At 56.7% G+C, this 13,438-nt stretch carries 13 protein-coding genes; 5 read left to right on the plus strand and 8 right to left on the minus strand.

The genetic code is table 11. The features are described from left to right. Positions 1–245 precede the first annotated feature (245 nt). Both AO242_RS21445 and glnK read right to left on the minus strand, forming a co-directional pair. Positions 246–1,583: an ammonium transporter gene (locus AO242_RS21445; RefSeq protein WP_027899841.1), complete on the minus strand. Its 1,338-nt coding sequence runs from the start codon at positions 1,581–1,583 to the stop codon at positions 246–248. A 32-nt stretch (positions 1,584–1,615) separates the two neighbouring features. Next, a complete protein-coding gene (glnK, locus tag AO242_RS21450) occupies positions 1,616–1,954 on the minus strand; it encodes a P-II family nitrogen regulator (RefSeq protein ID WP_002555808.1) in 339 nt (112 codons plus the stop codon). Between the two features lie 418 nt (positions 1,955–2,372). On the opposite strand from glnK, the gene AO242_RS21455 reads away from it, so the two are divergent. After that, positions 2,373–2,636, plus strand: a complete 264-nt coding sequence (locus tag AO242_RS21455) for an accessory factor UbiK family protein (RefSeq protein ID WP_095093237.1) — start codon at positions 2,373–2,375, stop codon at positions 2,634–2,636. Positions 2,637–2,851: 215 nt separating this feature from the next. Here AO242_RS21455 and AO242_RS21460 read toward each other — a convergent pair whose 3' ends face one another. Beyond that, positions 2,852–3,901: a PLP-dependent cysteine synthase family protein gene (locus AO242_RS21460; RefSeq protein WP_099270275.1), complete on the minus strand. Its 1,050-nt coding sequence runs from the start codon at positions 3,899–3,901 to the stop codon at positions 2,852–2,854. A 135-nt stretch (positions 3,902–4,036) separates the two neighbouring features. Here AO242_RS21460 and AO242_RS21465 point away from each other — a divergent pair, with 135 nt between their 5' ends. Next, positions 4,037–4,531 carry an Lrp/AsnC family transcriptional regulator gene (locus AO242_RS21465; RefSeq protein WP_099270276.1) on the plus strand — a complete coding sequence of 165 codons (495 nt, stop codon included), beginning with the start codon at positions 4,037–4,039 and terminating at the stop codon, positions 4,529–4,531. Positions 4,532–4,538: 7 nt separating this feature from the next. Here the strand turns inward: AO242_RS21465 and AO242_RS21470 are convergent, their stop codons facing one another. From AO242_RS21470 to AO242_RS29460, 4 genes are all read right to left on the minus strand, one after another. Further along, positions 4,539–6,959, minus strand: coding sequence for a TonB-dependent siderophore receptor (locus AO242_RS21470; protein ID WP_257153488.1), 2,421 nt, complete (start codon positions 6,957–6,959; stop codon positions 4,539–4,541). A 184-nt stretch (positions 6,960–7,143) separates the two neighbouring features. Then, entirely contained in the window at positions 7,144–8,142 is a 999-nt protein-coding gene (locus tag AO242_RS21475; RefSeq protein ID WP_257153486.1) for a FecR domain-containing protein, read from the minus strand. After that, positions 8,139–8,639: a sigma-70 family RNA polymerase sigma factor gene (locus tag AO242_RS21480; RefSeq protein WP_095093285.1), complete on the minus strand. Its 501-nt coding sequence runs from the start codon at positions 8,637–8,639 to the stop codon at positions 8,139–8,141. Before AO242_RS21480 ends, AO242_RS21475 begins: the two co-directional genes overlap by 4 nt. A gap of 106 nt (positions 8,640–8,745) precedes the next feature. Next, entirely contained in the window at positions 8,746–9,267 is a 522-nt protein-coding gene (locus AO242_RS29460) for a hypothetical protein (RefSeq protein ID WP_099270278.1), read from the minus strand. Positions 9,268–9,607: 340 nt separating this feature from the next. Here AO242_RS29460 and AO242_RS21490 point away from each other — a divergent pair, with 340 nt between their 5' ends. After that, complete coding sequence (locus tag AO242_RS21490; RefSeq protein WP_099270279.1) at positions 9,608–11,101, plus strand: YifB family Mg chelatase-like AAA ATPase; 1,494 nt, start codon at positions 9,608–9,610, stop codon at positions 11,099–11,101. A gap of 359 nt (positions 11,102–11,460) precedes the next feature. Here the strand turns inward: AO242_RS21490 and AO242_RS21495 are convergent, their stop codons facing one another. Further along, positions 11,461–11,844, minus strand: coding sequence for a hypothetical protein (locus AO242_RS21495; RefSeq protein ID WP_099270280.1), 384 nt, complete (start codon positions 11,842–11,844; stop codon positions 11,461–11,463). A gap of 111 nt (positions 11,845–11,955) precedes the next feature. On the opposite strand from AO242_RS21495, the gene AO242_RS21500 reads away from it, so the two are divergent. Both AO242_RS21500 and AO242_RS21505 read left to right on the plus strand, forming a co-directional pair. After that, positions 11,956–12,243, plus strand: a complete 288-nt coding sequence (locus AO242_RS21500; RefSeq protein ID WP_099270281.1) for a hypothetical protein — start codon at positions 11,956–11,958, stop codon at positions 12,241–12,243. Between the two features lie 602 nt (positions 12,244–12,845). Further along, on the plus strand, positions 12,846–13,361 hold the full coding sequence (locus AO242_RS21505) for a BRO family protein (protein WP_099270350.1): 516 nt from the start codon (positions 12,846–12,848) through the stop codon (positions 13,359–13,361). Positions 13,362–13,438 lie beyond the last annotated feature (77 nt).

A 13,438-nucleotide genomic window follows, 5' to 3' on the forward strand; every position in this document is an offset into this window, starting at 1 on the left:
ACACTTCTCCGCATATTCGGCGCGCATTCTAACGTGCTGGCAGAAAAAGCAAAGCGCGCAATAATCCGTCTTTTCTGTAAGCCATCAGCGCTTGTTCGCCAACTTGACCTGTCTTTCCGCAAACTGTCAGGAATGCCCCTTGCAAAGCGATTCATGTACTGGGGTGAGAGGTTTGAACCAGGCAATCTATCGACAAACGCCAGACAAAAAAATGCCCGGTAAACCGGGCATTTTTTTACAGTGGCTTACAAGTTGTAGCCACGCTCGTTGTGTTGCGCAAGGTCGAGGCCGACAGCTTCTTCCTCTTCAGTGACACGCAGACCCATAACAGCGTCCAGCACCTTGAGGATGATGAAGGTCACGATCGCGGTGTAGATGATCGTGAAGCCGACGCCTTTGCACTGAATCCAGACTTGAGCTGCGATGTCAGTCACGGTGCCGAAGCCGCCCAGAGCAGGGGCTGCGAACACGCCAGTCAGGATTGCGCCGATGATGCCGCCGATGCCGTGAACGCCGAAAGCATCCAGGGAGTCGTCGTAGCCCAGCTTGCGCTTGAGGCTGGTGGCGCAGAAGAAGCAGATCACGCCTGCAGCCAGACCGATGATCAGGGCGCCCATTGGGCCAACAGTACCGGCAGCCGGAGTGATGGCAACCAGGCCAGCAACCACGCCCGAAGCGATACCCAGTGCGCTTGGCTTACCGTGGGTCAGCCACTCGGCGAACATCCAGCCCAGAGCAGCAGCGGCGGTCGCGATCTGGGTAACCAGCATCGCCATGCCTGCAGTGCCGTTGGCCGCAGCAGCGGAACCGGCGTTGAAGCCGAACCAGCCTACCCAGAGCATTGCCGCGCCGATCAGGGTGTAACCCAGGTTGTGCGGAGCCATTGGAGTGGTAGGGAAGCCTTTACGCTTGCCCAGTACCAGGCACGCAACCAGACCCGCTACACCCGCGTTGATGTGAACCACGGTGCCGCCTGCGAAATCCAGGACTCCCCAGTCCCACATCAGGCCGCCGACGCCGCCCCAGACCATGTGCGCGATTGGCGCGTAGACCAGAGTGAACCAGATAGCCATGAAGATCAGCATCGCGGAGAACTTCATGCGTTCTGCGAAAGCACCGACGATCAGGGCTGGAGTGATGATGGCGAAGGTCATCTGGAAGGTGACGAACACCGCTTCAGGGAACAGTGCAGCAGCGCCGGTGATGCTGGACGGCGTGATGCCTGCCAGGAACGCTTTGCCCATACCGCCGAAGAAGGAGTTGAAGTTGACGACGCCTGCTTCCATACCGGTAGTGTCGAAAGCAATGCTGTAGCCGTAAACGACCCACAGGATGCTGATGAGGCCGGTGATGGCGAAACACTGCATCATCACAGAAAGAATGTTTTTCGAGCGGACCATGCCGCCGTAGAACAGCGCAAGACCAGGGATGGTCATGAACAGCACCAAGGCTGTCGAGGTCAGCATCCAGGCGGTGTCACCTGAGTTGAGTACTGGGGCTGCCACTTCGTCTGCCGCCATGGCCAAGCCAGGGGTTACGAGGGACAACAGGGCTCCTAGCCCTGCGAATTGACGCAGAGTCATATTGTTTTCTCCTGGGGCGTTGGGTTGGCGGCTTAGATTGCGTCGGTATCGGTTTCGCCGGTACGGATGCGAATTGCCTGTTCCAGATTCACAACAAAGATCTTGCCGTCACCAATCTTGCCGGTGTTGGCTGCTTTGGTTATCGCCTCGATAACGCGATCCAGATCCTTATCGTCAATGGCAACATCGATCTTCACCTTGGGAAGGAAGTCGACTACATATTCCGCACCGCGATACAGCTCGGTGTGGCCTTTCTGACGTCCGAAGCCTTTGACTTCAGTAACGGTGATGCCCTGCACGCCGATTTCGGACAGCGACTCGCGCACGTCGTCCAGTTTGAACGGCTTGATGATGGCAGTGACTAGCTTCATGAAACTTTCTCCCGAATTGGTGGACTTGCCCCAGGAAAACAAACCCGACTCAAGTCTAAGCGCAGTGCCTGGCTTTGTAACGCATCGGTCGCCTGAAGGAGGTCCGACCAACCCCAGAAAACCGCTTTTGACGAAACATTCCCCGCTCCGCCTGCCGCACTGTAATCGTCAACGCGACTGCATCAGTGCATGGGTCATCAGCGACTAAGCAGAAAGCTTGCCATCTCCTGATTTTTCATTGAATACAGGCCCTTGATCCCTGTTTAAGGCACCGGAGCCGCCCGGCGAAGTGCGTCGGCGCACAACTAAAGTGCGTCCGTGCACGCGCTGGTGCGCCATTATCGTGCGTCCGCCTTCGCTGGAAATGACTATAGACGCTCCGTGCTACACTGCCGCTTATCTGAAACCGGAGGTAGACATGCTCGCGCCCAAAGCTTTTCTCGATGCCCTGAGCGGCCACGCCTCGCGCTTGTTCAATGGCGAAACACCGATCCCGCGTAATGAATTTGAAACCCAGTTCAAAGCCTTGCTGCAAAGCGGCTTCAGCAAACTGGATCTGGTCAGTCGGGAAGAATTCGACAGCCAGATGGCCGTCCTCGCCCGCACCCGTGCCCGCCTCGAAGCGCTGGAGGCAAAGGTTGCGGAGATGGAAGCGAAGTCGAATCCGCCTGCGGGTGAGTAGAGCCTGAGCATCCCACAGGCTTGCGCGCAATCCCGTAGGACCGGCTTTAGCCGGGAGGACGTCGCTGCATTCGCTAGATTTCCTTCGGTAGAAATACCGCCCTCCCGGCTGAAGCCGGTCCTACGGGATTTGCATTTGCTGCACGACAGGGTGGTGTCAGGATAGAAAGGATATTCCTGCGGACACAAAATGGTGCATCCCCTTCTGCATCTGCCTCACCTTGCAATCAACAACCGCTCCAGCCGTCTCGTATACGGCGAAAGATCACCAATGGTGCGTGCGACCCATTCAGGGTCGTAATAGGTATCCAGATAGCGCTCGCCGCTGTCGCACATCAGGGTCACCACTGAACCCTTCAAGCCCTGCTCCTGCATGTCCAGCGCTACCTTCAGCGCGCCCCAGACGTTGGTCCCCGTAGAGCCGCCCGGTTTCTTGCCGATTAGTTTTTCCAGCCAGCCAAGGGTGGCAATGCTGGCTGCATCAGGGATTTGCAGCATGTCGTCGATGACCCCCGGCAAGAACGAAGCTTCTACTCTGGGTCGCCCGATGCCCTCGATACGGCTGCCTTTGAGGCTGGTCAGGCTTGTATCGCCGCTGCGGTAGCTGTCGTAGAACACCGAATTCTCCGGGTCTACGACGATCAGTCTGGTGGCGTGGCCCTTGTAGCGTATGAACCGGCCAATGGTCGACGACGTACCGCCCGTTCCTGCGCTCATCACAATTGCGGTCGGGACGGGATGTTCTTCGCCACTCAACTGATCAAAGATGCTGTCAGCAATGTTGTTATTACCTCGCCAGTCCGTAGCCCGTTCCGCGTAAGTGAACTGATCCATGTAATGACCGTTGTCGAGGCGAGCCAGACGCTCGGCTTCGGGGTACATGTCGCTGGATTGCTCCACGAAGTGGCAGCGCCCGCCGAGCATCTCGACCTGATGGATTTTCTTGCTGGCGGTATGTCGCGGCATGACCGCCGTGAAAGGCAACCCCAGCAGTTTTGCGAAGTAGGCTTCTGATATGGCTGTGCTGCCGGATGAAGCCTCCACCACATGCGTGCCCTGGTGAATCTTGCCGCTGCAGATCGCATGAAGAAACAACGAGCGCGCCAGACGATGTTTCAGGCTGCCGCTGGGATGAGTGCTTTCGTCCTTGATGTAAATATCGATGTCGCCAAGTGCCGGAACATCGAGCTTGAGCATGTGCGTATCGGCCGAGCGGCGCTGATCGCAGTCAAGGGTTTTGATCGCGTTACGAATCCAGTTATTCATCACTCTGCGCTCCGGCAAAAACACATCTATTCTTGAGGGCAAAGGTTACCGATTGCTGGAAAAAAGAATTTCTTTTTGTTCTACTCGATCAACTATTTGATAGAAAAATTTTCTACGAAAGGACTGATTTGAAAAATGGACAGTCTTGATCGCCATATCCTCAGCATTTTGCAGCGTGATGCCACCATTGTGCTGAAAGACCTGGCTGACGCCGTCACCCTCTCAACTACGCCGTGCTGGAAGCGAGTCAAAAAGCTCGAAGATGCCGGGTACATCAAATCCAGGGTCGCGCTTCTCGACCCGGAAAAACTCGGGCTGGGATTGTCGGTTTTCGTTCAGATCAAAACCCGGCGCCATGACACCCAGTGGCTTGAGCAATTCGCCCAAACCGTCATGCAGTACGAAGAGGTCATGGAGTTCTACCGAATGGCGGGCGAATGGGACTACATGCTGCGCCTGGTGGTCAGCGACATGGCCGCCTACGACCGCTTCTACAAAAAGCTGATCAGCAGCACCGAAGGCCTTTCGACCATTACCTCCAGCTTCGCCATGGAGCAGTTGAAGTACACGACGGCGCTCCCTCTGCCCCGCAGTCAGGCCTGTTCCCTGAGGGGGAACAGGCTGATTTAACGGTCGGCTAGAAGTTGTAGCTGACCGTGGCGCTGACGTTACGCTCCTCGCCCAGATAGCAGTAGCTCAGGCTTGCACAGGACGCAACGTAGGATTCGTTGGTCAGGTTGTTCGCGTTGACCCGCATGTCGACGCCTTTGAGCCCGACTTTGCTCAGGTCGTAACCGACTGACGCATCGAACAGCGTGTAAGACGGCACCTTCAGGGTGTTTTCAGAATCTGCCCAGCTATAGCCGACGTAGCGAACGCCTGCACCCAGCCGCAGACCATCCAGCGCACCGCTGTTGAAGGCATAATCGCCCCAGAGAGACGCCATGTGTTTAGGCGCTTGAGTCGGCGAGTTGCCTTTGTTCTCGATGACATTGGTCGGCGTGCTCAACGTGCTGATCATCGATTTGGAGTATTCGATGTCGGTCAGGGTGTAGCCGCCCAGCACTTTGAAGTTATCGGTTAACTGCATGTGCGCTTCCAGCTCCAGGCCCTGGGAGCGAACCGCGCCAATGGGGCGATAGAAATTCTCTTGCGGCAGTTTGGAAGCCAGGTTTTCTTGATCAATGCGGAACACCGAGGCGGTGAACAGGTTGTCCGTGCCGGGTGGTTGGTACTTGATGCCTGCTTCCCACTGAGTGCCGTCTGTTGGCGCGAGAGGGTTGCCGTCGCTGTCGGCGTAAGAGTTCGGGTTAAACGACTCGGAATAGCTCAGGTACGGCGCAATGCCGTTATCGAACAGATACAGCACGCCTGCCCGTCCGGTGAGTTTGGTGCGTCGATCACTGATTTCGGTGCCCTCGGGACGCCCGGCTTCTGCGAGTCGGTTCTCATCCGAGGTTTCTACCCAGTCCTGACGCAGGCCCAGAGAGAAGCGCCATTTATCCAGCTCGATCAAATCCTGTGCATACACGCCGGTTTGCTCCAGACGGCGCACGTAGCTGGTTGGGCTGAAATAACTGATCGATGAATTGCCGTAGACGGGATCGAAACCATTAAGCGAGGCGACTGAGCCGCTGGTCCAGTCCACCACGGTCTTGCGCCGCTGATAGTCAACACCGAGCAGCGCAGTGTGTTTGGCCGAGCCAGTGAAGAACTCCGCCTGCAGCATGTTATCGACGATGAACGCGTGCAGCCGCTCGTCTCCGCCGGAGTAATAGCGCGTCAGTTCGTTGCTGGTGGGCGTCGTCCAGTCGTAGGCGTAGATCTGATCGTTCTTCACCTTCGAGTCCAGATAACGGAAGTTCTGTCTGGCGGTAAACACGTCGTTGAAGCGGTGCTCGAACTGATAACCGAAAGACTGTTGATCGCGGCTGAAGCCATCGACGCCAGGCTCGCCATCGAAGAAGTGCTCGGAGATACGTTGCCCGTTGCGCTTACGCAGCGTGCCGCTGGCCGGTACGCCGCCGTGATAGCCGCCTTCCGGGTCGTGTTGCAGATAGGCTTGCAGGGTCAGCGATGTGTCTTCGCTGAAGTCGATGCTGACGGTCGGTGCCAGCGCATAGCGCTTCTCTTCAACGTGATCGAACTGCGTGTCTGACTTATCCACAAGCCCGGTCAAGCGATAGGCAATGCGCTTGTCGTCATCCACAGGCCCGCTGAAATCGAACCCCATGCCGCGCTGACCTTGCGTGCCGACGGTAGCCTGAACCTGATGATACGGCTCGAACAGCGGTTTTTTGCTGGTCAATGCCACCAGACCACCCGGCGAACTGCGTCCGTAAAGCACCGACGACGGACCTTTCAGAATGTCGACCCGCTCCAGAAAGTACGGATCAACCTGCATCGTGCTGTAGGTGCCGCTATCGCCCATGGACTTGAGACCGTCCAGGTAAATGTTATCCACAGAGCCGTCGTTGAAACCGCGCAGAGCCACATAGTCATAGCGATGAGTTGCACCGTAGGGGTTGGTCAGGACGCCCGGCGTATACCGCATGGTCTGCGCGACGGTTTGTGAACCCTGGTCATCCATTTGCTGACGCGTCACTACCGAAACTGACTGTGACGTTTCCAGCACCGACGTACTGGTCTTGGTGGCGATCTGGCTGTGAGTCGCGTTGTAGCCTTCCATGCTGCCCAAGGCGTTACCCAGTGCGAACCCGCGAATGTCGGTGCTGGGCAAGGCCATTGCCTCGCCCGTCGTTTCGCGCAGCACATAACTGCTGCCGTCCTGACTGACGGCTTGCAGGCTGTTGCTGCCGAGCAGGATGGTCAGAGCCTGATCCGGGGCATAGTTGCCTTGCAGGCCCGGCGATTGCTTGCCGGCCGTTTGCGCTGGGGTGGCGGCCAATGTGATACCCGCTTGCCGGGCGAACTGGTTCAAGGCTTCGCCCAACGGACCGGCCGCGATGGAATAGCTGCGCACAGCACCTATAGGCGCTGGATCGTCCTGGGCTTGCACCGCTACAGGCAGCGCAGCAGTGCCTAACGCCACGCACATCAATGTCGCGCGCACCGCTGTGGCGAGGTGTGTTGCGCACGCGTCAACGGCGACGTTTTGCAGGCTTGATTGCGATTTACCTAGAGGCCGGGTCATGGACGATTCCGTAAAGTCTGTTAAGAGAACAAAGGGGCTGATCTCTAAGCCGGACTTGTAGGCAAAACCCGCCAAAAAATTTCAGACATCATGCCTCGCGCTGCAACGTGACCCACCAGCGCGTGCGATACCTGAGTTGGACAGGCAACGTCTGGGTAACAACCGTGAGCAATTTGTCGGTGTCTTCGAGCCGAAACACGCCCGAAAGACGCAGGTCGGCAACATCGTCAGCGCAGCCCAGATGACCGTGGCGATAAGCTCCGACCTCGGTAAGGAAGTCTCGGAGGCGCATGTTGCGGGTCACGATCAGGCCTTCGCTCCAGGCACCGGCGTCCATGTTCAACGCAGGCAGTTGAACCGCTTCGCGAGACGACACCAGATAATGCTGCCCGGCGTTCACAGTGACGGGGGACGCGGCGGGCGAGCGGATAATCGACTGGCCTTCAAGCACGCTGAGACGCGTCTTGTCCTGATACTGCCTGACGACGAAGCGTCCATTGATACCTTCGAACAACCCATGGCGACTCTGCACCAACAGCGGTCTGTGGGTTGGGCTTTGGACATCGGCGCCGCACCCCACGAGAATCTCACCACGATTCAAGGTAATCAGGCGACGTTCGGCGTTGAAATCCTGATCCACCGCGCTGTCGGTGTTCAACTGCAGGCTTGAACCGTCGCTTAGCTGAAAACGCCCGCGCTGCCCGACGCTGGTCGCGAAATCTGCGCTCCATTGTTGCCAGGGCATGACCTTTCGCGACAGCCACGCACCTGAACCCACCACGACCAGGCCTGACAGCAGTTTCAGGGTTTGTCTGCGGCTCAAACGTTGGGCGCTGTTTTCCAGTGCTTCCAGGGCTGCACCCGGTGCAGGAATATTCTGAAAGCGGCTGTTGAGCTCGTTGTTCAAGGCCTGGATACGCTGCCATGCGCACTCATGGTCGGCATGTGCAACACGCCACTGCTCACATTGCTCCCGCAATTGTGGGTTGTGCCCTTGGCTGTTGAGGCGCATCGACCACTGAATCGCCTGTTTCACGACCTGCGGCGAGGGCTCTTGCGAGTGCGCATGAGCAGAGGCGCCGCTCACGCTGGATACCGCAACAGATAGCAGTGATAAAGCGCGTCGGCTACATAGCGTTCTACCGAGCGCACCGAAACGCTCATTCGTTCAGCAATCTGCTTGTAGGGCATGCCTTCACACTGAGCCAGCAGAAAGGCCTGGCGGACTTTGGGTTTCAAGCCATCCAGCATCTTCGCAATGCTCTCCAGCAACTCGAAAACCAGCTCCCGGGACTCGGGCGAAGGCGACTCGTTGCAGGGTAAATGGGCGATGGCTTCAAGATAGGCGCGCTCCAGCTCCTCGCGTCGCCAATGATCGATAACGATCCCTTTGGCAACAGTGCGCAGAAACGCACGGGGCGCCTTCAGCTCGAGCAATTCGTGGCGATTGAGCAGCCGGACAAACGTATCCTGCGCCAGATCCGCTGCATCGGCTGCATTGCCCAGCTTGCTGCGCAGCCAGGTGTTGAGCCAGCCGTGATGATCGATGTAAAGCGAACGCAGTGTGGCGTGATGAGAAGGCATCGTGGCGCGCCATCCCAGCGCGGCGTAAATGATAATGAGTCGCATTGTGTTAAAGCGCTGCACAATTTGCAACTGCTTAAGGGATGGGACGCCAGTCGCGTGTGGCTTATGCCCTCAGGTATTGCAGGACGGTCTTGATGCTGGCCAGTGGCGGCGCGGACATTAACTGCCCCGTCGGGCACCACGGATAACTGACCTGCTGCAACCAATCCATCACCGGCTCCACCTCTGCAGCCGGGCAGACCAGCATCTGCTCGATGGTGATCTTCAAATGCGTCGCCAATCCTGAATCAAACTGCCAGTCATATTGCCCGCAACCAAAGCGCAGATCTCCGGTGGCCTTATCCGACATCCCCACCAGCCACGCGCAGTGATGCTCGGTCGCCTCCTCGGTCGGCGGCTCACCGATGCAGAACGTATAGACGTTTTCATAGGTCTGCCCGAAACGCCGCACCAGCACCTCCGCGATACCGTCCCGGCCTTCGACTGTGGGCGGGAATGAAATGGCCCCGGTGTGGACAACCATCTCCAGTGTGGCGTTGTTGGTGAATGATTGGCGTAGCAAATGCGGGCGATTGCCGTCTTTGGCGAGGATGTAGTGTTCGATGGCTTGGGCTGGGGTGGGCATTGAGGGGCTCTTTTTGTTTGGAAAATGACTTGGACGATCAGCCTATCGTATGCCCTGATTCACAGGGCCGATCAAACCAGATCCCCCTTTGAAATGCGTTTTTGTAGGAGTGAGCTTGCTCGCGATAGCGTCAGCTCATGCGATAAATTTGTCGACCAGGAAATCGAATCGCGAGCAAGCTCACTCCTACAGGTCCAATGTTTGCTGCGCAACAGCGCGGTGTCTCGGACACAACGCTATCTCTCATTGTGGGCATGCATTAACACCCTGTATCCATTCATTCCTTCAAAGCTCGCCCCAATGTCGCAGGATGCGAGGATCGTTTTTTCAAGGAAGAATCATGTCTCTGGCCATTGTTCATAGTCGTGCCCAAGTGGGCGTTGAGGCACCTGCGGTTACGGTCGAAGCGCACCTTGCGAACGGTCTGCCTGCGCTGACGCTGGTGGGTTTGCCGGAAGGTGCGGTGCGGGAAAGCAAGGATCGGGTGCGCAGTGCGATTCTCAATTCCGGGCTGAAATTTCCGGATCGGCGTATCACGCTCAACCTCGCGCCCGCTGATCTGCCCAAGGACGGCGGCCGATTTGATCTGGCGATCGCTTTGGGTTTGCTGGCTGCCAGTGGTCAGGTGCCATTGGTGGCGTTGCAGGATGTGGAATGCCTCGGCGAACTGGCGTTGTCGGGTGCAATTCGGCCGATTCAGGGTGTGTTGCCTGCAGCGTTGGCAGCACGCGCGGCGCAACGCACGCTGATCATCCCGGCGGTAAATGCTGAAGAGGCGTGTCTGGCGTCGGGTTTACGGGTGATTGCGGTCAATCATTTGCTGGAGCTGGTGGCGCATTTCAACGGACAGACGCCTATCACGCCGTACCAGTCCAGCGGGCTCATACATCAGGCCATGCCTTATCCGGACCTCAGCGAAGTGCAGGGCCAGACGGCCGCCAAACGGGCGCTGATCATTGCCGCTGCTGGCGCGCACAACTTACTTTTTAGCGGCCCACCCGGCACCGGCAAAACCCTGCTCGCCAGCCGCTTGCCGGGTTTGCTGCCACCGCTGGATGAGTATGAGGCGCTGGAAGTGGCGGCGATTCAGTCGGTCGCCAGCCAGATCCCGCTGACCAGTTGGCCGCAGCGTCCGTTTCGTCAGCCGCATCACTCGGCATCCGGCCCCGCATTGGTCGGCGGGGGCAGTCGACCACAGCCCGGTGAGATCACCCTCGCCCATCACGGCGTTCTGTTTCTTGATGAGTTGCCGGAGTTTGATCGCCGGGTGCTTGAGGTGCTTCGCGAGCCTCTGGAGTCAGGCCACATCGTGATCTCTCGAGCGCGGGATCGGGTGCGGTTTCCGGCGCGCTTTCAATTGGTCGCCGCGATGAACCCCTGCCCCTGTGGATATCTTGGCGAGCCGACCGGAAGGTGCCGGTGTTCGACGGAGCAGATTCAGCGCTACCGCAACAAACTGTCCGGACCGTTGCTGGACCGTATTGATCTGCACCTGACCGTCGCCCGAGAAACCACCGCTCTCAACCCGAATGTTCAAGGCGGTGAAACCACGGCCAGCGCTGCTGCAATCGTCGCCCAGGCACGGGATCGCCAGAACCGACGTCAGGGGTGCGCGAATGCGTTTCTGGATATGCCCGGTCTGCGCAAGCATTGCGTGTTAACCAGTGAAGACGAGGCCTGGCTCGAAACGGCATGTGAGCGATTGACCTTGTCGCTGCGTTCGGCGCATCGGCTGTTGAAGGTGGCAAGGACGTTGGCCGATCTGGAGCAGGTGGACGAGATTAATCGCAGCCATGTTGCGGAGGCGTTGCAGTACCGGCCGGCGAGTGGTTGAAATTGCTGGTTCTGCGGGATTGCGCCTATCAAAAAATATTCAATCATCTGATTTGGAATACTTTTTACCTGTAGGAGCGCGCTTGCCCGCGAATCGGTCTGTCGGCTGATAAATATATCGGCTGTGCTGACGCTATCGTCCGGATGCGGCCCAGACCAAGTGCTCTAGTTAAAAATGAAATAACCAACTGAACTTAAGTGCTTTTCTGTAGGAGTGAGCTTGCTCGCGATAAGCCTCAGTTCATGCGATAAATTTGTCGACCAAGAAATCGAATCGCGAGCAAGCTCACTCCTACAGGGGGCCGTGTTTGTTGGCAGACGGCGGGGCGCCATGGACGCTGCTCGGCAGGTCCACGATAACTAAATAACCAGCTCAACCTGTGCGCCGCTGAATATAGTTTGCAATTCGTCTTTTAATGCGGAGAACTGCGTTAACGAGTTGGTACTGTCTGGCGGTATTTCCGCCACAAAAATTGAGTCGCCAAAAAAATCTATATACTCAGGTTTGACTAATACTTCGAGACTGTCCGAACGCAAACTAACCTTTGCGATTGCATCAGGCATCTCATAGTCTGCTTCATGTGTTTGAAAGCCGATACCATCATTGACAGTCGCGTTATCTTCATCGTCCAGGCGGGTAATCATCATGAAGTTGGCAGGATTTTCTGGGTCATCACCCAAGGCAATTATTAATACTCCGTCTTCCTCGTAGCACTTGATGGTCGACGCAACAAACTTTTTCATTATATCCTTCCTTCGTCGCATGACCGAGGGCATCGCTTCAGCCCAAGGTTCAGGCCTTATGAGGCGGCCAGGCTCGGAATATATATCAGAACTATCGGACCGGACAAGGCAATGAAGGACTCAGAAAAAACGGTGCAAAAGATAGAGGTAGCCGTTCAGGCGATTGCTGAAGAAATCATGCGCAATAAAAATAATTCTTTGTCATTCGCAACAAATGAGCAATTGGAAAAATTTAAAGCGGCGCTAGATACGGCATTAAATAAAATAATTCTCGGCAGTGTTCCTGAAAAAAGTGATCGCAATCTTGGTTTGGCGAGAATCATTGTAGATCAATGGCCCTATGAGTTTGGCTTGGGGATTAAAGTTGTTGAGGCGGAACAGGCTTATAAAGATTTATAACTGCTTTTGGCTTGTGACCACCGTAGCTGTCGCCTAGGTTGAAATGCGTTTTTTGGAGCGTGTGGGCGGCATTCCGAGTTGCCCGCGAATCATTCGATGAGTTAGGTCAGGCACGCCGCGTTATCGTTCTTCGCGGGCAAGCCACGATCCCACATAGACCGCGTTAGTCCGTAGGACCGGCTAAAGCCGGTCCTACAAGGTCAAGCTTGCAGGCAACAATAGAATCTTCCACATGTGAAGGATTTGTCACACATCAGGCTGTGGGCAAACCTCAAGTTTTCCACAGGTTGGTTTCCTACAGCCAGAAGGGAGTTATCCACAGATCGCCAGCGTCCTGTGCCGACAGTCGTGTCCACCTCAACGGATTAACCTCTCTCCCGGCTGAATATTCAGCTACTGGATTTGGCGATCTGGTTGTGGATCGATACATTGACCATTCAAGTGTGGGCAGATCTTGTCCAAGCTTTATGGCTGTTGTGTGCGGGAGATCTTCGGGTCTGCCGGTTTCGGTCCGCCGGTTCGCCAACCTGCACACAGCCGCCACCTATTCGTTTGGCGATGTTTAGGCGGTGGAGTCATTTCTTTTAATGGACTTCTACCTGATGGATAAACACATTCAGCCACACCACATCCCCATGCTCTTCATCCGCCAGAAAAAACACATGCACGCCATTTGCCTCGAAGGCCAGGTCTGGTTCTGCGCGCGCGACCTTGGCTATCTGATGGGGATTTTTCTGGATGAGCACCGCGCTCGCAAACTGGCACCCGACCAGCGCAAAACCGTTTTTCTGGAGCGCTATGGCGTGACAAAGGACGCGTTGATGATCAGCGAGTCAGGGGCCTACATGTTATTGCTCTATCAGCACGGCGCTCAAAACGGGCCGTTGCGCGAATGGCTTGAGCATCATGTGGTGCAGGCCTTGCGCGACAGGCATGAAGTCCCGACAGCGCAACGCCCGGTGCTGGGGTTGATGCATTGGCCAGAGATGACCCTGAGTCTGCTGAACTGGCAGAACGAATCGTGGATTCGCGTGCGGGACATGCCAGAGATCTTGCTGGAGCGTTCACGGCAGAACGCCGGAAAGACTGCTTCGTGGTGGCGACGGTTGTTGGCGTAAGCCATACAGTTGGCGCCGCGCACTGTATCTTGCGACACATCTGCCTCCTGCTTAAAGTGTCGCGCACTTAAGTGAGG

The organism is Pseudomonas sp. ICMP 561 (assembly GCF_002699985.1).
Classification (GTDB): domain Bacteria; phylum Pseudomonadota; class Gammaproteobacteria; order Pseudomonadales; family Pseudomonadaceae; genus Aquipseudomonas; species Aquipseudomonas quasicaspiana.

Excerpts from the sequence above, each read along its gene's own strand:
- AO242_RS21445 (WP_027899841.1), bottom strand. The coding sequence starts at position 1,583 with ATGACTCTGCGTCAATTCGCAGGGCTAGGAGCCCTGTTGTCCCTCGTA.
- glnK (WP_002555808.1), bottom strand. The coding sequence starts at position 1,954 with ATGAAGCTAGTCACTGCCATCATCAAGCCGTTCAAACTGGACGACGTG.
- AO242_RS21455 (WP_095093237.1), top strand. The coding sequence starts at position 2,373 with ATGCTCGCGCCCAAAGCTTTTCTCGATGCCCTGAGCGGCCACGCCTCG.
- AO242_RS21460 (WP_099270275.1), bottom strand. The coding sequence starts at position 3,901 with ATGAATAACTGGATTCGTAACGCGATCAAAACCCTTGACTGCGATCAG.
- AO242_RS21465 (WP_099270276.1), top strand. The coding sequence starts at position 4,037 with ATGGACAGTCTTGATCGCCATATCCTCAGCATTTTGCAGCGTGATGCC.
- AO242_RS21470 (WP_257153488.1), bottom strand. The coding sequence starts at position 6,959 with ATGTGCGTGGCGTTAGGCACTGCTGCGCTGCCTGTAGCGGTGCAAGCC.
- AO242_RS21480 (WP_095093285.1), bottom strand. The coding sequence starts at position 8,639 with ATGCCTTCTCATCACGCCACACTGCGTTCGCTTTACATCGATCATCAC.
- AO242_RS29460 (WP_099270278.1), bottom strand. The coding sequence starts at position 9,267 with ATGCCCACCCCAGCCCAAGCCATCGAACACTACATCCTCGCCAAAGAC.
- AO242_RS21490 (WP_099270279.1), top strand. The coding sequence starts at position 9,608 with ATGTCTCTGGCCATTGTTCATAGTCGTGCCCAAGTGGGCGTTGAGGCA.
- AO242_RS21495 (WP_099270280.1), bottom strand. The coding sequence starts at position 11,844 with ATGAAAAAGTTTGTTGCGTCGACCATCAAGTGCTACGAGGAAGACGGA.
- AO242_RS21500 (WP_099270281.1), top strand. The coding sequence starts at position 11,956 with ATGAAGGACTCAGAAAAAACGGTGCAAAAGATAGAGGTAGCCGTTCAG.
- AO242_RS21505 (WP_099270350.1), top strand. The coding sequence starts at position 12,846 with ATGGATAAACACATTCAGCCACACCACATCCCCATGCTCTTCATCCGC.